Annotated in this window: 22 protein-coding genes; 7 read left to right on the top strand and 15 right to left on the bottom strand. The window is 31.0% G+C overall.

Going from position 1 to position 20,964, the window contains the following annotated elements:
* Positions 1-317: 317 nt before the first annotated feature.
* Both clpP and bsdtw1_RS03945 read right to left on the bottom strand, forming a co-directional pair.
* Positions 318-905 carry an ATP-dependent Clp endopeptidase proteolytic subunit ClpP gene (gene clpP / locus bsdtw1_RS03950; RefSeq protein ID WP_183276304.1) on the bottom strand — a complete coding sequence of 196 codons (588 nt, stop codon included), beginning with the start codon at positions 903-905 and terminating at the stop codon, positions 318-320.
* Positions 906-1,046: 141 nt separating this feature from the next.
* Positions 1,047-1,457, bottom strand: coding sequence for a helix-turn-helix transcriptional regulator (locus bsdtw1_RS03945; protein ID WP_183276303.1), 411 nt, complete (start codon positions 1,455-1,457; stop codon positions 1,047-1,049).
* A 458-nt stretch (positions 1,458-1,915) separates the two neighbouring features.
* Here bsdtw1_RS03945 and bsdtw1_RS03940 point away from each other — a divergent pair, with 458 nt between their 5' ends.
* On the top strand, positions 1,916-2,404 hold the full coding sequence (locus tag bsdtw1_RS03940; protein ID WP_183276302.1) for an MORN repeat-containing protein: 489 nt from the start codon (positions 1,916-1,918) through the stop codon (positions 2,402-2,404).
* Between the two features lie 316 nt (positions 2,405-2,720).
* Here the strand turns inward: bsdtw1_RS03940 and bsdtw1_RS03935 are convergent, their stop codons facing one another.
* Both bsdtw1_RS03935 and bsdtw1_RS03930 read right to left on the bottom strand, forming a co-directional pair.
* A complete protein-coding gene (locus tag bsdtw1_RS03935; RefSeq protein WP_183276301.1) occupies positions 2,721-3,617 on the bottom strand; it encodes an IS1/IS1595 family N-terminal zinc-binding domain-containing protein in 897 nt (298 codons plus the stop codon).
* A 338-nt stretch (positions 3,618-3,955) separates the two neighbouring features.
* The gene (locus bsdtw1_RS03930) at positions 3,956-4,753 is read right to left on the bottom strand and encodes a class I SAM-dependent methyltransferase (RefSeq protein WP_183276300.1); all 798 of its coding nucleotides are present in this window, start codon (positions 4,751-4,753) and stop codon (positions 3,956-3,958) included.
* Between the two features lie 298 nt (positions 4,754-5,051).
* On the opposite strand from bsdtw1_RS03930, the gene bsdtw1_RS03925 reads away from it, so the two are divergent.
* Positions 5,052-5,393 (top strand): PadR family transcriptional regulator, encoded by a 342-nt coding sequence (locus tag bsdtw1_RS03925; protein WP_183276299.1) that lies wholly within the window; start codon positions 5,052-5,054, stop codon positions 5,391-5,393.
* The gene (locus tag bsdtw1_RS03920) at positions 5,384-6,700 is read left to right on the top strand and encodes an FtsW/RodA/SpoVE family cell cycle protein (RefSeq protein ID WP_183276298.1); all 1,317 of its coding nucleotides are present in this window, start codon (positions 5,384-5,386) and stop codon (positions 6,698-6,700) included. Before bsdtw1_RS03925 ends, bsdtw1_RS03920 begins: the two co-directional genes overlap by 10 nt.
* Before the next feature lie 62 nt (positions 6,701-6,762).
* On the opposite strand, the gene bsdtw1_RS03915 is transcribed toward bsdtw1_RS03920, so the two are convergent.
* The 8 genes from bsdtw1_RS03915 to bsdtw1_RS03880 form a co-directional block, all read right to left on the bottom strand.
* Positions 6,763-7,557 carry an urease accessory protein UreD gene (locus bsdtw1_RS03915; protein ID WP_183276297.1) on the bottom strand — a complete coding sequence of 265 codons (795 nt, stop codon included), beginning with the start codon at positions 7,555-7,557 and terminating at the stop codon, positions 6,763-6,765.
* Entirely contained in the window at positions 7,557-8,165 is a 609-nt protein-coding gene (ureG, locus tag bsdtw1_RS03910; RefSeq protein ID WP_183276296.1) for an urease accessory protein UreG, read from the bottom strand. The genes bsdtw1_RS03915 and ureG overlap by 1 nt, the downstream gene beginning before the upstream one ends.
* A 125-nt stretch (positions 8,166-8,290) precedes the next feature.
* On the bottom strand, positions 8,291-8,989 hold the full coding sequence (locus bsdtw1_RS03905) for an urease accessory protein UreF (RefSeq protein WP_183276295.1): 699 nt from the start codon (positions 8,987-8,989) through the stop codon (positions 8,291-8,293).
* The gene (ureE, locus tag bsdtw1_RS03900; protein ID WP_183276294.1) at positions 8,973-9,446 is read right to left on the bottom strand and encodes an urease accessory protein UreE; all 474 of its coding nucleotides are present in this window, start codon (positions 9,444-9,446) and stop codon (positions 8,973-8,975) included. Before ureE ends, bsdtw1_RS03905 begins: the two co-directional genes overlap by 17 nt.
* 120 nt (positions 9,447-9,566) lie before the next feature.
* On the bottom strand, positions 9,567-11,288 hold the full coding sequence (gene ureB / locus bsdtw1_RS03895) for an urease subunit beta (RefSeq protein WP_183276293.1): 1,722 nt from the start codon (positions 11,286-11,288) through the stop codon (positions 9,567-9,569).
* A 1-nt stretch (position 11,289) separates the two neighbouring features.
* Positions 11,290-11,658: an urease subunit beta gene (gene ureB / locus bsdtw1_RS03890; protein ID WP_183276292.1), complete on the bottom strand. Its 369-nt coding sequence runs from the start codon at positions 11,656-11,658 to the stop codon at positions 11,290-11,292.
* A gap of 8 nt (positions 11,659-11,666) precedes the next feature.
* A complete protein-coding gene (ureA, locus tag bsdtw1_RS03885) occupies positions 11,667-11,969 on the bottom strand; it encodes an urease subunit gamma (RefSeq protein WP_183276291.1) in 303 nt (100 codons plus the stop codon).
* A 189-nt stretch (positions 11,970-12,158) separates the two neighbouring features.
* A complete protein-coding gene (locus bsdtw1_RS03880; RefSeq protein ID WP_183276290.1) occupies positions 12,159-14,018 on the bottom strand; it encodes an ATP-binding protein in 1,860 nt (619 codons plus the stop codon).
* Between the two features lie 289 nt (positions 14,019-14,307).
* Here bsdtw1_RS03880 and bsdtw1_RS03875 point away from each other — a divergent pair, with 289 nt between their 5' ends.
* Together bsdtw1_RS03875 and bsdtw1_RS03870 are read left to right on the top strand one after the other, a co-directional pair.
* On the top strand, positions 14,308-14,832 hold the full coding sequence (locus bsdtw1_RS03875) for a DUF4825 domain-containing protein (RefSeq protein WP_183276289.1): 525 nt from the start codon (positions 14,308-14,310) through the stop codon (positions 14,830-14,832).
* Positions 14,833-14,972: 140 nt separating this feature from the next.
* Positions 14,973-15,230, top strand: coding sequence for a zinc ribbon domain-containing protein (locus bsdtw1_RS03870; protein WP_183276288.1), 258 nt, complete (start codon positions 14,973-14,975; stop codon positions 15,228-15,230).
* A 119-nt stretch (positions 15,231-15,349) separates the two neighbouring features.
* Here bsdtw1_RS03870 and bsdtw1_RS03865 read toward each other — a convergent pair whose 3' ends face one another.
* Positions 15,350-15,619 (bottom strand): hypothetical protein, encoded by a 270-nt coding sequence (locus bsdtw1_RS03865; protein ID WP_183276287.1) that lies wholly within the window; start codon positions 15,617-15,619, stop codon positions 15,350-15,352.
* A 903-nt stretch (positions 15,620-16,522) separates the two neighbouring features.
* Between bsdtw1_RS03865 and brnQ the strand changes: the two genes are divergently transcribed.
* Positions 16,523-17,881 (top strand): branched-chain amino acid transport system II carrier protein, encoded by a 1,359-nt coding sequence (gene brnQ, locus bsdtw1_RS03860; protein WP_183276286.1) that lies wholly within the window; start codon positions 16,523-16,525, stop codon positions 17,879-17,881.
* A gap of 124 nt (positions 17,882-18,005) precedes the next feature.
* Here the strand turns inward: brnQ and bsdtw1_RS03855 are convergent, their stop codons facing one another.
* Positions 18,006-18,557 (bottom strand): CBO0543 family protein, encoded by a 552-nt coding sequence (locus tag bsdtw1_RS03855; protein WP_183276285.1) that lies wholly within the window; start codon positions 18,555-18,557, stop codon positions 18,006-18,008.
* A 102-nt stretch (positions 18,558-18,659) separates the two neighbouring features.
* On the opposite strand from bsdtw1_RS03855, the gene bsdtw1_RS03850 reads away from it, so the two are divergent.
* Entirely contained in the window at positions 18,660-19,574 is a 915-nt protein-coding gene (locus bsdtw1_RS03850) for an alpha/beta hydrolase (RefSeq protein ID WP_183276284.1), read from the top strand.
* A gap of 453 nt (positions 19,575-20,027) precedes the next feature.
* Here bsdtw1_RS03850 and bsdtw1_RS03845 read toward each other — a convergent pair whose 3' ends face one another.
* Positions 20,028-20,852, bottom strand: coding sequence for an SDR family NAD(P)-dependent oxidoreductase (locus bsdtw1_RS03845; protein WP_183276283.1), 825 nt, complete (start codon positions 20,850-20,852; stop codon positions 20,028-20,030).
* Positions 20,853-20,964 lie beyond the last annotated feature (112 nt).

The raw sequence follows: 20,964 nt of genomic DNA, 5'->3' as shown, positions 1-20,964 counted from the left end.
CGTAGATTCATCGAAATCTTTATTTTGAGTTCAATGATTGAAGTAGTTTATCTATAGTTAATGCTATTTTAACCTACTAAATAATTTATATTCTTTACTAAAGATGTACCACTTCAATCTGAAAACTGTTTTCAAAACTCCTCTGGGTTCTGAGAGGAGAATTTAAAAATATAAATTCTATTACGAAGTGGTTCATCTATATAAAAGTTATCCTAATCACTTGAAATTACTTGGTTTAGCTAACTCAAAAATTTTATAATATCCTTTACAGTAAAATAAGGTTGGAGACATATACATGCTCCAACCTTATTAGTATTCTATCTACTTTTAATTATTTCATCAATGAGCCCATAAGCCTTTGCTTCTTCTGCTGACATATAATTATCTCTTTCCATATCTTCTAAAAGCTTCTCAGCAGGTTGACCTGTATTTTCACTATATATTTCAGTCAATCTCTTCTTGGTTCTTAAGATCTTGTCTGCATAAATCTTTATGTCTGTTGCTTGGCCACTCAACCCTCCTGATATAGAAGGTTGATGTATCATTATTTCACTGTTTGGAAGTGCAAATCTTTTCCCTTTAGTTCCACCAGCAAGTAGGAAGGAACCCATACTAGCTGCCATACCCAAACATATAGTTGATACATCGCATTTTATATATTTCATAGTATCATAGATAGCAAGCCCTGAAGTAATCACTCCACCAGGACTATTTATATAGAAGATAATATCCTTATCTGGATCTTCTGCTTCTAAAAATAGCATTTGAGCTATGATCAAACTTGCTGTAGTATCATTTACTTGATCACTTAAAACTATTATTCTATCCTTTAAGAGCCTTGAGTAAATATCATAAGATCTTTCTCCTTTGTTTGTCTGCTCTACAACCATAGGTACATAACTCATATTATTCTCTCCTTTATGCAAAACTTTTTATAGTTACAATATCTTCAGCATTATTAATTGAAATATTAGATGATTACATGTCTTAATCTCATTACAAAAATTGCTAAGATACTAGTTAATTGAACTTATGCTATGCAAGCTTTACGCAGCTTTGCAGGTCATACTTACTGCAGATGACGAAACCTTTATAATCTTTGCTATTTCTAACTTTTTATATAGCAAGACTCTCTGCTGTGTCTTTCTAATCCTACTTGGGGAAACTCCAAACATCTTCTTAAAAGCTCTTGAGAAAGCCTCTTGAGAGCTAAATTGATATTTTAAAGCTATATCAACAATCTTCTCTTTTCCTTCCACAAGATCTTTAGCTGCTTCAGTAAGCCTTCTTTTCCTTACATATTCCATAACTGGCTCACCAGCTATATCATGAAATACTCTATGATAATAATATTTAGATAAGTAAACTGCTTTCGCAATATCCTCTAGAAAAATCTTCTCACTAAGATTATTTTCAATGTATTCAATTGACTCTTGAATTTTATCAATATAATCCATATCATAACCTCCAAAACTTAACATCACTTTATACATATCAGTAATTTAATTAACTATAAAAGTTTTTATATTTTAACTTAATTATAAAGTCTCACAAGTAAAAAATCCTGACATTTATTGCTCATATTATATAATATATTTCTATGTAATATATTATATATCACTTAATGAGAATACTTTTCAAAATACATTGAATTAATTCCCATAATAACTTAGTATACTATTAGAGGGTTCCATTGCAAAACTTAAGTTATGCTTGTCTTACAATTACGGTTTTTAGTGAATATCTAGCATGTGTACCTTATTAGTTGAGTTAGGAAGCCTATGTATAATTTTTCTGTGATATAAGGTGTATTAATATTCTTTTAAATTCTTTGAATGTTTTACGAAAGATTTAGAAAAATAAGATTAATTAATATAATACTTACAAACTGAAACAAGTGAAAGGATGACATAATATGAGCAATGTTAATTTCAAAAATTTAAATGCTTCAAATTTAAAGGTTACTGTATCAACTAACAATCAAGAAGAACATACCCATGGAGGCCATTATGAAGGAGCTCTAAAAGATGGTAAGAAAAATGGCTTTGGTATTTTTACATACAGCAACGGAACAAGATATATTGGTTATTGGAAAGATAATAAATTTCATGGAGAAGGTACTCTTTCCTTCACAAATGGCGAGTTATATCAAGGTAATTGGTTAGAAGACGAAATGAATGGCTATGGAATATATAGCTGGCCAGATGGTGAGAGATATGTAGGTGAATGGAAGGACGGCTCAAAAACTGGTAATGGCATTTATATCTGGGATAATGGCGACCAGTTTATAGGTCTATGGAAGGAAGACAACCGTGAAGGTGATGGAATCATGATATATTCAGATGGTGAAAGAATCATAGGCACTTGGGAAAATGATGAATTAGTAAAAAAATTAGTAGAGTAATCTTCTAAAATTTTATGCTTATGGATGTACCACTTCGTAATGAAATTTATTATTTTTAAAAACTCTCACCAGAACCCGTGAGAGTTTTTAAAATAGATCTCGGTTCGGTGGTACATCTTTAGTAGAGGTTTAAAAGTTATCACAATAGACTTTTAAAGCTCTACTTTTATAATAGTGTATTTTGGGGATAACTACACTATTATTTTCTCAAGTTCTATGTTTACATTATATTTTTTCTTTATACAATTATATATTAATTAAATGTTGGTAAATATCCATACAGAAAGATGGACAGCCCTTATGTTAATTTTTATTTTTAAAAAAGCGAACTTCTAATTCTTATCTCATCAGTCTTTATAAATCTATTTCCTTCAAATAATCTCTCATAGATCAAATCCATATAATCTACTACCTTATCCAAGTTCATAATTATGAAAAAACTAAGGTATCTTTGAAGATACTTTGAGGACACCCCGTGAAAGATCGATAGCCATTTCTTCAGATTTGGCCAAAGATATTTTATTCTATACTCAGTATCTATCTTAATAGATTTATTTCTATTATGTTTCATCGCTACTAAATTTATATATCTGTCTCCGTACGGAGCAATGTATGATTTCTCATCTATTTTAGAATAGACTTTTTCATTGAAAGCAACTTTATCCCATTGATACTTAAATTTAAATATTGGCTTTACAAACATAGAGTCTTCTTGGCCTTTTGCACCAATAATCCAAATGTCTTCTCTTGGTGTTGCTGCCGCTAGTATTTCTTTATCTCTGCACCCTTTAAAGTTTTCTTTTATAATAACTTTTCCTATATGTACAACTCCTGATAAACTATCTGGAGTTGTATCTATGCTTAACGCTTGAAGTATTTTGTGTCTCCAATAAAAGGCTGTCCCGATACTTATATTTAGCTTCTCAGAGCAAAATTTTAAAGTTTTATTTTCTGTCATTAATTCAGTAAACTCAATCCAAGTTCTAGTATTCTTTTTTGAATAACTCCACAATGAATTAGTTGTACGTGAAAAAGTTTTATCACATACTTTGCATTTGTATCTTTGGATTCCATTAAAAAAGCCATATTTAATATGCCAAGTTGATCCGCAAAGTGGACAAGATTCTACAACTCTATCTTTATAAAAATCTCTTTTTAGAATATCATTAGTATGCAAATCAAACTTTTTTAATTCAACATCATGCTGTATCAAAAGGAACACCTCTCTAAGAAAATTTAATAATTAGGCTATCCTCTTAATGCTTACCATATATTCATGTTTTTAATCACTACCAACATTTATTTAACAAATACTCTTATACTATAAAAATTCACTGAAGCTCCTTTCTGATATGCTTCCTTATATAGTAGTCAGTTAAACTAATAAAAACTTTTATATAAAGCTGGAATATATCCATCCCTTCTTCATTGAGTTTTTTTGCGCATCACCCTTTTCTTAACATAAATTAAGAAATATAAGTTAAGAAATTCTTGCAATAGAATAGTTTTGTTCATAAAAGTATTAAAGTAAGATATTTTAAACTCATAAATCTACTTTTCTGCTATAAATAAAAGATGATTACTTGCTCCTAAAAATTCAGGTTTTTCACAACAATAAAAATGATAGTTAAGCCAAGACTTATAGCTTTCCTCATCCATCTCATTAATTTTATCTGCTAATAGCTCACTTAAGCCATCTGTTGCAACTTCTCCACAAACTAGTAAGCTTGAATCTTTAAATAATTTTCTACAATCATCTACTGTATGAAAAACAAATGGAAAATCTACAACTTTAAAAGTTTCATGATTATATTCCTTACCCTTTAAAAAATCAGGATTGTAGCACATAGCTTCAGTTGTAATAACCATATCATTAGAAATAAAAGCAAAAAACATCTTAGCATCATCTGTGCTAACTCTTTTTACTTCCCTTATACAGGCTAACTTGTCCTCGTTTTTCTTTAAATGGTATAGCGGACCAAAACATAAAACAATATCGTAAGATTTATCTTTTATCATCGATAAATTAATTGCATTCCCTTGAAACACTTCAAGCGAAATGCCCTCAGAAATTTTATCTTGAATTTGCTTTACATGCTTTTCCACCAATTCAATGGCTGTTACCTCAAACCCCTTTTTTGCAAAATACAAGCTATATTCTCCTGTTCCAGCTCCTAAATCTAGTATTTTCATACCAGGCTTAAGATATTTTTCAATTTGCCTCACAGTGGTTAAAAACTCTACTTGAGTTGCTTTAGTAGATAATCTTGAGGATTCGTTAAAAATATCATAAATGGCTGAAACCTGCTCTTCTTCATTTTCAATCTTAGAAACTTCTCTAATATTCATATACTCTCCCCTACTTCCTATAAATTTTATAGAACTAACAAATTCATTTCAAAATTATGTCCTATTGGTAAGCCTTAAGCTAATTTAATAAACAATAAATTATAAATACTATAAATTTATTAAACCTTATTCTAACTAATTCAGAGTTTATTGTCAAATACTTGAAATTATGTAATATAACTTAATTGTATAAATTTTAAGTAAAATATATACAAAATTTTCTTGACTGAAAGCATACCTAGTATTACTATGTATATATAATATACCTAGATTTACTAGGTATACATTGGAGGTTGTTATGAAAGTAAGCAAAGAACTTCTAAAAGGAAGTACAACTATTATTATTTTGAGTCTACTTAAAGATAAATCCATGTACGGATATGAGATGATAAAAGCTATTGAGGAAAAATCAAACGGAATCTTTGCCTTTAAAGAAGGTACTCTCTACCCCATTCTTCATTCTCTTCAGAGTGATAATTATGTAGAGTCCTACTGGGAAGAAAGTACAGAAGGCAGAAAAAGAAAATATTATAGGATAACTAGTGAAGGTGAAAAACACCTAAATGATAAGAAAAAAGAGTGGGAAACTTATAAAAATGCTGTAGATAGTTGCTTATGGGAGGGCATAATATGGGGATAGATAATAACTTATTTGATAAATTTACTGAGGAAGTTTGTACTCAGATAAAATGTACCGAGGTTCATCAGGATATAAAGGAAGAGCTAGCTTGCCATCTTGAGGATATAAAAGGAGAATATATTGCTCAAGGTTCAAGCTTCCAAGAAGCTGAAAAGCTTGCAATTTCCCATATGGGAGACAGCGAAAAGATAGGCTTTGATCTAAATAAGGTGTATAAAAAAGCACCTGAATATAAAACATTAATAATATGTTCATTATTTGTTGCATTTGGTTTGTTTACTCAGTTTTCGATTTTTAAAAATTCTCCTAAGGTAATGTCCTATAGTAACTACATAACAACTATTGTATGTACTCTATTAGGAAGCTTAATAGGAATTACTGCTTACTTATTTGATTATAGAAAACTCGAAAATTACTCTTGGCATATTTATTTCATAACAAACTTTGTTTTCTTTTTAATAGTGTCTTTTCCATATAAGATTAATCTTATCTTAGGAATAAACCTAGTAGGAAAGAACTTTGATATCGCCCTAGCTACAATTATATTAAATTCAATTGCCTTAAATGGCATATTGCCTAGATTGACTAATTTAAAATATTCAATAATCAAAAAGTTATCTCTAATAGCTTTATGTATTTATTTAATATTAATATCAGATCAGTATTTTTGTGCAGCATTATTTTCAATTTTTTCTATAATTTTATTGGTAAACTCTAAAATAAATATAAGATATATATTAGCTACCATAGGTGCAAGCATATCTGTAATTTGTTTTGCTATGTTCAGTACTCAATATAGATATTATAGGTTAATAGATCTCTTAAATTTTAGAAATAACACTAGTGGCGCAAATTATTTAAATGAAATAATTCAAAAAATAATTTTAGATTCAAATCTATTTGGAAATGGTATATCAACTGAAATTTTATCCAACACTCCAGTTATAAATGAAGGTTTAATTTATACCTATATAATTTATACTTTCGGCTGGGTTGTAGCATTAACACTTTTAATATTGATTCTATTTTTATTAACAAATCTTTTTAGAACTTCTAAATCTATAAAAAACCAGTATGGAAGAAATTTATTCACATTAATATCCTTTATATTAGCTGTTGAATTTTTATTATCAGTAGCATTAAACTTAAACTTAATTCCTTTTGTATCAGCATTCATGCCATTTTTTAGTTATAGTCCTTTTTCTACGGTTGTTAATTTAGCTCTTATAGGCATAATTTGCAGTATCTATGGAAGAAAAAATTTGAGCAAATCATTGGTTGTACCTAAGTTACAGCTCAATAATTAAATATTTTGAAATAGCCATAGGGATTAACCCCTATGGCTTCATGTGCTTAGGTTTAAAATAAACTATCTTTCTAAATCAATCTCCCTAATTCCCTCAGTTATCTTTGCTAATTTATCTGAGCTGTTTCCAAGAATTCTTATAGTTATCATTTTTTCATGATTTATACTTGCTCCAGCTATGATGCCTTCTTGAGAATTTAGATAACCTACAATTTTATCTCTAAACTCTTCATCTATTTTATCATTTATTATATATACATTAGCTTGGTGAGTATAACCTTCGTAATACCCTATTTCATCTAGATTTTGCTTCTTTGGTTCAAGAAAAGTGTTATCAAAGAAAATTAATTTACCATTGTAATATAGCTTAGTTTTTGATGAGTATATATTGAAATCAAATCTTTCTCCAGACATATATCTTCCACAAGATAATATTTCTCTATATAATAACTCACTTCCATTTTCAAGATGTATATCTGCTTCACTAAAAAAGTTAGAGCCATTAAAAGGCATTGTAGGCATTAAAAAATACTCAAACCTACTGTTCTTCTCTAAGCTTACCTTAAGTTTTTGATAGGCACTGCCTTCCTTCATATTGAATATCTTGCTGTAAGATTGTGAGTATATATGAAGCCTAGCGCCTTCTTTAATATGAAAACTTAAGAAGTACTTATCTCCTTCTAATATTCCTGGGGATACATTCATTATACAAAGTTTCATAATATTATACTGCTCATCGTAAAAAGGTCTTATGGTTTTAAAAGGAGCTGTAAAATAGCTATCTTCTAAAATAGTCCTATCCTTTTTAACTGAAGCTATTATATTAATATGACTATCTTTCTCGTAATTATTGATCATTACACTCCCTCAAGCAGAACATTTTCTTTAATCCAATTTATAACCTTATCTAATCCTACTTTGTTATGAAGATCTGTGAAAATAAAAGGTTTAGTTCCTCTCATCTTTATAGAATCTCTTTCCATTACCTCAAGACTTGCACCAACATATGGTGCTAAATCTATCTTGTTTATTATAAGAAGATCAGATCTTGTTATTCCAGGTCCACCTTTTCTTGGAATCTTATCTCCACCGGATACATCTATAACATATATAGTTGAATCTGCTAAGTCTGGGCTAAAGGTAGCTGATAGATTGTCTCCACCGCTCTCTATAAATATTATCTCAACATCTGGAAATCTTTTTGCCATCATATCCACAGCTTCAAGATTCATAGAAGCATCTTCTCTTATTGCAGTATGAGGACATCCACCGGTCTCTACCCCCATGATTCTTTCCTTTGGAAGAATACTGTTTGCAGTTAAAAACTCTGCATCCTCTTTTGTATATATATCGTTTGTTATTACAGCTACACTGTATTCTTTACTCATTTCTCTTGTAAGTCTTTCAATTAATGCAGTTTTCCCTGATCCAACTGGACCTGCAATTCCTATCTTTACATAACTCATATATTCACTTATGTTGACTACTTAAAAATCAACATTTCCTCCTCTCCAAAATCACATTTACTCTTAGTCGTTATTTATAAAATATCACATACAGCGCCGCATAAACTTCAACACAATATTTAAGACTAAGACATATACAATCTAGAATATAAATCCTCATGCTGCATTGCTCTTATATCCGCCCCTATACTACATCTTCCGATATCATTCACTGTAAGCTCCAATATTTCCTGGGTAATATTCGACATAACTTCTTGCATACTAAAAAGTGCTTTTTGACCATCTAACTGTCCTAAAGGAACAAGTTTAGTGCAGTTATTTATTATTGAAGAAGCCTGATTATACACATACGCCATCAAAGCTTCTTCCTTTGATATATCACACTCTGCTGCAAAGATCCCAAAAGAAATACAGTACTGGCCATAAGCTTTTTCTCCATTTACAGCTTTCTCGTACAAATCAATAAGTTCGGTTCTTTTTATAGTGTTAACAAGCTTAATAAATCTAGTGCATAGCTTCATACTACCTTCTTTTATTTCCCTTGGTGCCTTAGAGCAGGTAAGCAAATCGTCAAGTTCTAATATTTTATCTATGTCTCTCACTTTTGCATACTCATAGGCTAATTTCACAGCTAATCCGTCATTATATTTTACACTACTTGTAAGCATGTGCCTCAAGTACTCCTTTGATGATTCACTATCCTTTACAATTCCTTTTTGTACATAGGTCTCAAGTCCATTTGACTGAGTATAAGAACCTATAGGAAATATGGAGTCAGCAATCTGAAGCAGTGTAAAAAATTGATTACTAATGTTCATGCTCATGGCTATGTCCGTGGCTATGACTATGGCTGTGAGTTTCTAAACCGTTTGTAAGTCTAGCTGAAACCTTCTGTGGATTAAAGTTATTTTTCTCAAGTAGCTTCATCAAAGGTTCATCATAAGGCACAAGTATCTCCTCATGATGCAGAAATAATGGAATGTGTTTATTTCCTATTTCATAACATATTCTTCCCATTTCCTCCATAGTTGAAGGCTTTATTGAAATAGCTTCACACTCAGGTATATTTACAATCACTATAAATTCAGAATCATCATGAAGTACATCCTTATGATTAAGTTTTCTACTTCCATCTAGTCTAATTCCAACCTGTCTTCCGCTGGAACTTACTTTCTTTATTATCTTTTTATTGACTTCATACCACTCTATATCCACGAAATCTATTTCTTTTCCATGAACATCAAAGTCTTCTAAAGTTCCTAATATACTTTCAACTAACATAAATTACTCCTATCTAACTGGTAATATATAATCATTTAAATTTATAATTAAATAATTATGTGTTTTTTTAATGTTATAATTATATAAATATATAGGCATACCAACGGTTTGAATGCTTTCTTAAAATAAGAAATACCTCTGAGCTAAGGACGCTTCCTTAATTGGTTTACAGGTTACATGCTGCCCATCAACTTTAACTTCATAGTTCTCAGGGTTTACCTCAATCTTTGGAGTCTCTGAGTTTAGAACCATATCTTTCTTTCCTATGTTCCTGCAGTTTTCTACTGGAAGTACAGTCTTATTAAGTCCTAGCTTTTCTATATTTCCATTTTCTAAAGAGGCCTTAGATACAAAAGTCATACAGCATTTATATTTAGCCTTGCCGAAGGCTCCAAACATATTTCTATAAATAACTGGCTGAGGAGTTGGTATAGATGCATTGGCATCTCCCATTCTACTTGCAGTAATCATTCCAGCTTTAATTATCATCTCAGGCTTTACTCCAAAGAAAGCAGGCTTCCACAATACTAAGTCAGCATATTTTCCTACTTCAACAGAACCTACATATTTAGATATACCGTGAGTAATTGCTGGATTTATTGTATACTTTGCTACATATCTTTTTGCTCTAAAGTTATCACAGCCTAAGTCTTTGTCTTCAGGTAAAAGTCCTCTTTGTTTCTTCATCTTATCTGCAGTCTGCCAAGTTCTTATTATAACTTCTCCAACTCTTCCCATTGCTTGCGAGTCTGAACTTAACATGCTAAAGATCCCCATGTCATGAAATATATCTTCTGCTGCTATAGTTTCTGGTCTTATTCTTGAGTCTGCAAAAGCTATATCTTCTGGTACTTTCTTATCTAAGTGATGACAAACCATAAGCATATCTAAATGCTCATCTATAGTATTCACTGTATATGGTCTTGTTGGATTTGTAGATGAAGGAAGTATATTAGGAAAAGAAGCTATTTTCATAATATCCGGTGCATGACCTCCACCTGCTCCTTCTGTATGATAAGTGTGAATAGTTCTTCCACCTATTGCTGCTACAGTATCCTCTACAAAACCTGCTTCATTTAAAGTATCAGTATGAATAGCTACTTGAACATCATATTCATCTGCTACTGCAAGACAAGTATCTATGGCTTTTGGAGTACTTCCCCAATCTTCATGAAGCTTAAGTCCAAGAGCACCAGCTTCCACCTGCTCTCTCAAAGCATCTAAAGAAGAAGAATTTCCTTTTCCTAAAAATCCAAGATTCATTGGAAACTCTTCTGCAGCTTCAAGCATTCTTTCTATATAAAAAGCACCAGGAGTACAAGTTGTAGCATTAGTTCCATCAGCTGGACCTGTGCCTCCACCAATCATTGTGGTTATGCCACTGTACAGGGCAGTTTCAATCTGCTGAGGAGATATAAAGTGAATATGAGTATCTATTCCACCAGCAGTTAAGATCATTCCTTCTCCTGCTATAGCTTCGGTAGATGCCCCTACTATCATATTTTCATCTACATTATCCATAATGTCTGTATTACCTGCTTTACCTATACCTACAATCTTTCCATCCTTTATTCCTATGTCTGCCTTAAATATCCCTGTATAATCTAAAACTAAAGCATTAGTTATAACTAGATCCAATACACCTTCTGCCCTTACACCTAACGCTGACTGTCCCATACCATCTCTTAGAGTCTTACCTCCACCAAACTTGCACTCATCCCCATAAGTTGTATAATCCTTTTCAACCTCTATGATTATGTCTGTATCTGCAAGTCTTACTCTATCTCCAGTGGTTGGTCCATACATATTGGCATAGTCTCTAGCCTTTATTTTAAAACTCATATTATTTCACCCCTTTAAAAGAGTTTTCTTTTGCTCTATTTAAACTATCTTCTTTATTAGCTTCATCAGTAGCTCCTGCGGTTAAATCATTAAGTCCATATACCAGCTTCTTACCACCGATTTCAACTAATTGGATTTCCTTCTCTTCACCTGGCTCAAAACGTACTGCAGTACCCGATGCTATATCAAGCCTCATACCAAAGGCTTCAGCTCTATCAAATTCGATACACTTATTCACCTCAAAAAAATGGAAATGTGAGCCTACCTGAACTGGTCTATCTCCAGTATTAGAAACAATTAAAATCTTTGTTTTTCTTCCTTCGTTACATATAATATCTCTATCCTTAACGATTATTTCACCTGGTTTCATTTTAACACCTACCTTATTGGATTATGGACAGTAACTAGTTTTGTGCCGTCTGGAAAGGTTGCTTCTATTTGAACTTCATCAATCATTTCAGATATTCCTTCCATTACATCCTCTTCCTTTAATATCTTTGTTCCAAGGTTCATAAGTTCTGTTACAGTCTTCCCATCTCTCGCTGCTTCCATAAGCTCAGAGCATATAAGTGCAACTGCTTCTGGATAATTAAGCTTTAAGCCTCTATCCTTACGTTTTCTTGCAAGCTCTCCTGCATAGTGAAGCATTAGCTTTTCCATCTCTCTAGGAGTAAAATACATAAAAACACCTTCCCTTTCAAAATTTCATACTCAATGAAAAAAGGGTATCTCAATTAAGAGATACCTCATTGTATCAATATTCTATCTTTATTTTGTTTATGTGGAATATTTTTCTTATGGCAATATTATACTCTCACTATTAAATTACTACAATTATTTTTTACCTAGCATATCTTTCTTTCCGAATATTTATGTATATATATCTGAGAATTCAATTTTTATCTTTTCTACGTTAGACAGACTACCTTCTATACTTGCTTTTTGATTTTTTTCAACCTGCTTTACAGGAAGTTCAATTATAAATTCACTACCTATACCAACTTCACTCTTTACTGATATTGAACCCTCATGAAGTTCAACTAGAGATTTTACTAGTGACAAACCAATTCCACTACCTTCTGCTCTCCTTCTCAGTGTGCTGTCTACCTGCACAAATCTATCAAATATTTTCCTCTGCATTTCTTTTGGAATACCTATACCATTATCCTTTACTGAAACCACTATATGATCATCTTTATCGTAAATATTAATTGCTATAACTCCTCCAGATTCCGTAAATTTAATTGAATTGGATAACAGGTTGAGTACTATTCTCTCAATCTTATCATGATCAAAGGCCATATACTTTTCTTCTACTTCAGTATCAAATATAATTCCTATATTTTTTAGATTTGTGTATTCAACAATGGACAAGGAAATATCCTCAATAACTCTTATGATATTATCATTTACCAAATTTAAAGTTAGATTTTCCACTTCAATCTTATTTATATCAATAAAATTATTTATTAACCTAAGAAGTCTAAAGCTGTTTTGTTTTAGTATCTTTAGATACTTCTTAAAAGATTCGTTTTCTATAACTTGTATTTCCATTAATTGAACGCAGCCAAGAATAATATTTAAAGGTGTTTTTAACTCGTGTGACATAGTAGCCATAAAATTCGCCTTCAAATTACTGTATTCCTCTACCTCGTTTATTTTTTGATTATAGCCTTCTGTAATTTGGTTAAAGGCATCTACAACCTCTTCATATTCATCTATACCCTTACAGTCAGTTTTATAATTTTCATCTTTGTAAAGAGCCTTATTGGTAACATCCTTAATTTTATTGATTGAGTATATATGTTGTCTTCCAATAAGAAATGCTATTATAAACGAAACAGTATATACTAGTATTAGTGCCATTAAGTCGTTCTTTACTCGCTTTATCTGAATCCCTGTTATTTGCGAAATAGGTGATGTTACATAACAGCTCCAGCCAATATCTTTAATCGGATAGTCAACCCCCACTTGCTTTGCGCCTTCTAAGTCAGATATTTTAAAACTATATCTATAAACCTCTCCGTTAAGGGCCTTCCATGCATTGGAGTTTTTTGGTATGATTCTTTGGTCATAGGATAACCCCTTGATGTCATTTGCGTAAACAATTCGTCCATTCTTGTCTATCAATCCATATTTACTTGACTTTCCTGTTCTTCTAGCCGGCAGTACACTATCCAATCTTTTTATATCAATATTACTTATAATTATCCCTTGCAATACTCCATTAACTCGTATAGCTCTTGCCACTGGAATTATTAAATCATATCCATTTGCAGCATATCTTAAATCTCCAATAACTTTATCTTTCCCTTGCATTATAGCTTGTACATAATCTCTGTCAGATATATTTTTCCCTCTAACTCCAGCACTTGTACTTGTTACTACATCGCCATTTGGCTTTAACCAGGTATAGCTAAATATACCGTTGTCATAAGGAAGCACAGCATTCATAAATTTCTCTATGTCACTCTGTGTCCACTTTGTGTTTAAGGCCATGGAAAGTCCAATTGAGTATTGATTGGTCCAGACCTTGGTAATATAGTTTGTAAACGAACTGCTTATAGCTTCGCAATAGTCTTGGCTTGAATTTAGTTCTTGATTAATACTTGATGTAAAATTACTTTTAATTTCATATACTACTAGGAAAGTTAATGGTATAAGTGTAATAAAGATTAATATAAATAATTTTCTTGTCATACCAACAAGTCTATGTTTTCGCTTTTTCATAACCTGACCCCTTTTCACCTTTTTATCCATTAGAAAATCCCAGCCTTAATTTTATAGCATAGTTGTCCATAATCTAAATTATATTTTTATTTTACAAAATTAGCAATATTATTGTATAATTGTAAATTTTTTTCACTTTTAAAAAAGAAAACCGTACTATAATTTGCTAAGTCAACATCCATAATTTGTTTATTTTATTTCATTTTTAAATAACTAGTATGTGATATAGTTATGTTATTCTTTTAATAAAGCATTGCCTTTTGTAAGGCATTAGGATAGGAGAATTTGAATGAATAATAGATTTAAAAAAATAGCCCCTATAATCGTAGTATTGTCATTGACTTTAATAGGTTGCAATAATAATTCAGCTAAAATATCAAATCAAACTAAACAAACTACTTCTAAAATTAGTACCTATGATTTGATAAAATATAAGGACTCTTACGTCGGTGATAATAGTGCTGTAGCAAATATAATCTCAAAACTTCCTGCCAATTCTTATAGTGCAGGATTTAGTCTACAAACTGCTAAAGAACCCTATGGAATGACCATTAATTATAAAGCAAATAAAAATTCTAAAGAAGAAGACTACACTAAGTTTTGGAGCAACGTACAGATTGAAGAACTCCTAGAGAAGAATGCTGTAGTTTTGTTAGCACTTATAAAAAATGCTGACTCGGTGGACTTTAATGTAGAGGATATAGGTGAGAAACCTTATAAATATGACAGGAAAACCTTAGAAAAAAAGTATGGTGGAGATTTAAGGAACTTATTTAAAAATGATGGTTCACTTGATAGCTTTTTAAAGAGTTAAATGAGTTTATCTAATAAAAATAACAAACTCCTTTTATATACAAAATAATCCGTATCATTTATAATAAAATCAATTTACATCTGTGGTATAGGCTAACTGTTGATTAAGTATTTATATACTATATGGAAGGAATGATAAAAATGGCAGAAGTAACAATGTGTCAAAGCTGTGGTTTACCCTTTAACGAAGAACACTCACATTTCATAGCAACAGATCCGGACGGAAGTAAAAGCATTTACTGCACAAATTGCTATAAAGACGGAAAATTTATAGTTCCTAATATGACTATGAAGGAAATGATTGATTTAATTGTACCTATTTTAGGAAAAGCAATAGGAGAAGAAGAAGCAAGAAAAGAAATGACAAACTTATTACCAACTCTTAAACGTTGGAAATAAGCATAATCTCCATAAAACATAATACAAAATATTTATATAACAACAAAAGAAGCCTCTATAATTGAGGCTTCTTTTAATATTATTTTACTTAAAAGTTGTTATTTATTTTTCTAGATATTTTATTTCTCATCTTCTAATTGTTCAACTATGAATCTATCAAATTCTATATCTTCGATGAAGTTATCTTCATTAAAGGTAGTCTTTCTTCTTCTATTGTACTCTCTTGTATTTGTATCTAACCAATAAGGCTTTGAGATATCAAACTTGTCACAAAGCTCGTTTATACATTCTTTTACAGCAACTTCAAAGTTATCTTCATTATCAGAAGTAGCCACATCATCCATAATTATCTTATTACTTTTAATCACTTTTCCCCATATTCTTATCATAAAACCTGTCCTCCAACTATTCATAAGTACTGCTATATTATAAAGTGTATGTTATCATTTTAATAATAAATTTCATCCAGCTCATTAACTTATTATACCAATTTGCCCATGTCTTAAGATCATTGGGGCATAACTTTTCAACCATGTACAATTCAATTTTTCTAATGAATCCATATACTAAGTTTTTCTTTGGATTATACTCTAATATATTAGTATTATCAATACCACAAAATTGATATTACTTTCCCTAAAATTCCAGATATAATTATATATAGAAGTTTATAAAACTTATAGATCACTTTTTAGTATTAAAAAAGCATGTGCTAAGCTTAACATACTAAATCTTATACTATCTATAAATAAGGAGACTTACGTATGAATATCATAATCAAATTTATATCCTACTCACTTATTGTATTAGGATCTGCTTATTTAATTTTTACATTTATAGGAGCAAAAAAATGGTTATACCCAAACCCGAAAAAATTTAATATACTCAACGAGCGTGCATATCTTAATAGTATTAAAATATTATTTTCTACAATAGGATTTTGCTACATTATATTAGGATTATCAATTAGTACAGGTGTTTTGAGTTTTAACATTGGACCGAGCTTTGCAGCGTTATTTCCCGCACTTATGATTATAGTTAATAATATTATTAACAAAAAATACTTAATTAGGAAAGCTGATTTATAGACACCAATAATAAATCTTCAACAAATTCATTTAATTGTTACGAATTGCATCTGAGTTAGTATGTAAAAAAAACAAATTTACTAATTTCAATAAGTATATTATAATAAAATAACGAATTAAGGTGTTACCAAAAAGCAATCTAATTATTCAAGTAAAAAATTATAATGTTTTTTTGGTAATAATAATAAAAAAGGAGGACAACTTATGAAAAAGAAGCTAAGTTTCAATCAAAACTTGCTAATAGGTTCATTATTATTCGGGCTTTTCTTTGGTGCGGGTAACTTAATATTCCCAGTTCAAATGGGACAACAAGCTGGAAATCATGCTTTTACAGCTACTATCGGATTTTTAATAACTGGTGTAGGACTACCTATTCTTGGTATCATTGCTTCAGCTCTTTCAAAAAGCGAAAGTTTATTTGATATGGCAAGGCCAGTTAGTTCCAAATATTCAACAATATTTACATGTTTATTGTACTTAACAATCGGTCCATTATTTGCAATTCCTCGTACTGCTACAGTGGCATTTGAGGTAGGAATTCATCCATTTATTTCTGATGAATATTTAAAAGTAGGACTTATTATTTTCTCATTTATATTTTTTGCAATCACTATTTATTTTTCATTAAAACCAGGTCAGATTTTAGATTGGGTAGGTAGATACCTTACTCCTATTTTCTTGGTATTATTATCGATTTTATTAATAGCTACCTTCGTGAATCCTATGGGACATGCAAGTGATTATGCTGCTCAAGGTAATTACGTAGCTCAGCCATTATTCACTGGCTTATTGGATGGATACAACACCATGGACGCCTTGGCTTCAGTAGCTTTTTCTATAATTATTATTTCTAATATTCAAAAGCTAGGTGTTAAAGATTCTAATTCAATTGCTGTTGAAACCTGTAAATCTGGTTTAGTAAGCGTTGCAGGTATGGCTATTATATATGCTTCCTTAGCATATATGGGCGCAACTAGTCTAGGAAGTGTAAGTCATGCTGATAACGGTGGAACTATTTTATCAATGGTAAGCAATCATTATTTTGGCGTTGTTGGTCAAGTATTACTCGCAGCTATTGTAGGAGTTGCTTGTGTAAAGACAGCTATTGGATTAATTACTTCTTGTGCTGAAATGTTTAGTGAGATGTTCCCTAAATCGCTATCCTATAAAAAATACGCTATTGCTTTTACACTATTTTCATTTGTAATTGCTAACTTTGGGTTAAGTAATCTTATAAAATTCTCTATCCCAGTGTTAATGTTCCTTTATCCATTAGTAATTACTTTGATTTTGTTATCACTCTTATCTCCATTTATAAATAAGCAAAGCGATGTATACAAATGGACTACTGGATTAACTGTTATAGCAGCATTCTTTGATCTTTTAAAAGCACTACCACAGCCTCTTGCTGAAAATGCTGTAGTTACAAAGCTTGTTACTTTCGCAACTTCATATTTACCAGGATATAATTACGGATTTGGATGGGTTATACCTGCACTTTTCGGATTTATCATTGGTTTAATCATCTGGGGTGTTCGTGGAAAAAAGGTTAGTGCTGTATAAAGAAAATATATAGACATTACAAATACTTATCACTTCCATAGAATTTTAACTGTTTTTAAGATTTCCTCAAAAGAGGTTTCTACTTACAGATAATTCTTATGGAAGTGATTTTTTTATTTTAATACTATAAGTCTTTCTTACGTGATAATCTTATAGTAATATATTTACATATAACAGTCATAGCGAAAAAAAGGAAAAAAGAATAGGTATGTTTCCATGCAATGGGTTCATAAATATTAATCAAAACCGCTATCGGTTCCTCAATATAAGCACCTATAGCAGATAATATTATATTAGCCGTTATAAAAGCTTTCCAGCTTGAATTATATTGAAATATCAGCATAGAAACAATTGGTATAAATATCACATCATGAATTAAGAAAAAACCAACAGGAAGTAGCCTGATTTTATAATTCCATAAAATAAAGTCACATCCTATTATATCTATAATTGTGGCCATTAAGCTTATCATAAGCCCATAGGTTAAAATCTCAAAGCTTCGTTTTCTATCTAGTAGCTTATAAAATAAAAAAATTGGAATAATTAAATAGGTAAACTTTATCCACCATTGCCAGGTGAATAATTCGTAATTATACCAATGCTGCAGCGACAAGTCTAACTCCGTCCTTTTTAGTTCAAGTACTTTTTCATGTAATAACTCCCTACTAGAATTCATATACTTTCTCCTGTTTTTAATATCTTTATTTATGCTTCCATACCCCGTCTTATAATTATTATTTCCTTGATTAATATAATTTATATAAAGGAGTGATACAAATTGTCATTAACATCTGCTGTTCTTAGTTTACTGTTCAAAAAAGGAGACGCATTAAGAGATAAGGGACTTACTCCCCCTAAAAATATTGAAAGACATGTAAATATAAATTACTATGGAGACACAACTGAAGACCACTTGCTTGACTTATATAATCCATTGGACAATGAAAAACCTCTACCAGTAATAATTTCAATTCATGGTGGAGGCTGGGTTTATGGCAATAAGGACGCATATCAGTTTTACTGTATGAATTTAGCCAGTTACGGATTTAATGTAATAAATTTTAGCTATCGCCTTGCACCAAAATATAAATTTCCTGCTGCACTTGAGGATGTGAATGCAGTCTTTCATTGGGTGAAAGAAAATTCTGAGAAGTTTAACTTTGACCTTAATAATTTGTTCGTTGTGGGTGATTCAGCTGGTGCTCAACTTGCAGGCCAATATGCCGCTATAACTACAAACTGTGAGTATGCAAATCTTTTTAACTTTAAAACTCCAGATATCCGAATAAAAGCCATGGGATTAAACTGCGGCATATATGATCCTCTTGATAGAATAAAAAATAGAGAAAATATCTTAATAAATAGATTTATTAAAAGCTTGGTAAGAGACTATGTAGGTAAAGATATTTATGAATATGAACGCCAAATGGATTTTCAGTCAAACCTTACTTCTTCATTTCCTCCAGTCTTCATTTCTTGTAGCGTTAATGATTTATTAGTAGGTTGCAAACCTGAATTGATTAATAGATTAAAGACTTTAGGTATCGCTCATATTTACAAAGAGTATGGTCATAAGGATAAATATGCTAACCATGTATTCCATCTTAATATAAGAAATACTGAAGCAATAAAGCTAAATGATGAGCAGGTAGATTTCTTTAGTCAGTTGTGCGATTATAACAATCAAATATAGATTCTATAAGACGACTTTTACTATTTTATTTTTCTAGAGCAAATCTTTGCCTATATTGGTAAGGGGAACAGTTATGATACTTCTTAAATCATTTCATCACAAAGTAAAAGACTAGCGAGAAATCTAAATCACTAGTCTTATTAATGGAAATATGAAGAGCCTTATTTTATACCTAACATTGTTAAAATACAATTTGCTAAATCTTGTCCATGCATACCACACATATGAATGCATTCAGCCAAAGTTTGTCCTATCATTTCAACACCTCCTATAAGTTATATTTTATTTATAATCCAAAATTATGTAGATATTATGAAGACTATTTCTTACAATACAAATTATTCATATCAACATTTAACACCTAGATATTCAGATTTATACTTTATAACTTTAGTATTTTGTATTAAAAACAACTCACACAATAAAGTTGATTATATTTTATTTTCTACTTAATTATCTCATCTTAAGCGGATTGCATCCCGAAGCAACACAACCTCCATCGCAAAGTATATCCACTCCAGTTAAGTATCCGCATTTATCACTGACACAGAAGGAAAATAGACTTGCAATTTCTTCAACATAGCCAAATCGTTTTATTGCGCAATATTCTGTATACTCTGAAGCACTCTCCTTTTCTAGATCTCCCATAGGAGTCTCAAAGTTACCAGGAGATATAGAAATTACTCTAATGCCTTTCTTCCCAAATTTAGCAGCGTCAGTTTTTGCATACCACACGACAAAGTGCTTAGAAATACCATATGCCACGCTTGATCTAAGTTTCTTCGGAAAAAGATTAACTCTCGCCATCATTTTTCTCATAAAAAGTACTGTATCAATTCTACTGTATTTATAACTACGCTCAGGCATAATAATCTTAGGAGTAAGATGAGCTGACATTGATGATACATCTATAATACAGGACCTTTCTTCCATAACGTTATAAAAAGCTTCATTTATGTTAATTGTACCTAAAGCATTTGCCTCCATTATCTTCCTTGCTTCTCCCATATGTGGAGACATGCCTGCAGCATGAATTACAGCGGAAATTTTTCCTTTTTCTTTTGCATATGTTGCTAGCTTATCTACTGAATCCCTATCAGAAATGTCACAGGCAAAGGATTCTGCTTCAATCCCTTCAGCTCTTAGCTCCGCTAATGCACCTTCCAACTTTTCAATTGATCTTCCTACGATAATAATGTAATTCTCTCTTCCTATTATCTTAGCAGTAGCAAGGCCCATTCCACTTCCACCGCCTGTGATTACACATACTTTTTTCATATAATAACACTCCTTGTATCTTTCTAAATTCAGGCTATACCATATAGTTTTTTACTTTAATTATTTTTCTCTACCCATTAGATTACTTTATGTATCCATTTTATAAATTTAT

The sequence above is a fragment of the Clostridium fungisolvens genome (assembly GCF_014193895.1).
Lineage (GTDB): Bacteria > Bacillota > Clostridia > Clostridiales > Clostridiaceae > Clostridium_AR > Clostridium_AR fungisolvens.
This window is presented reverse-complemented; position numbering and strand designations above follow the sequence as displayed.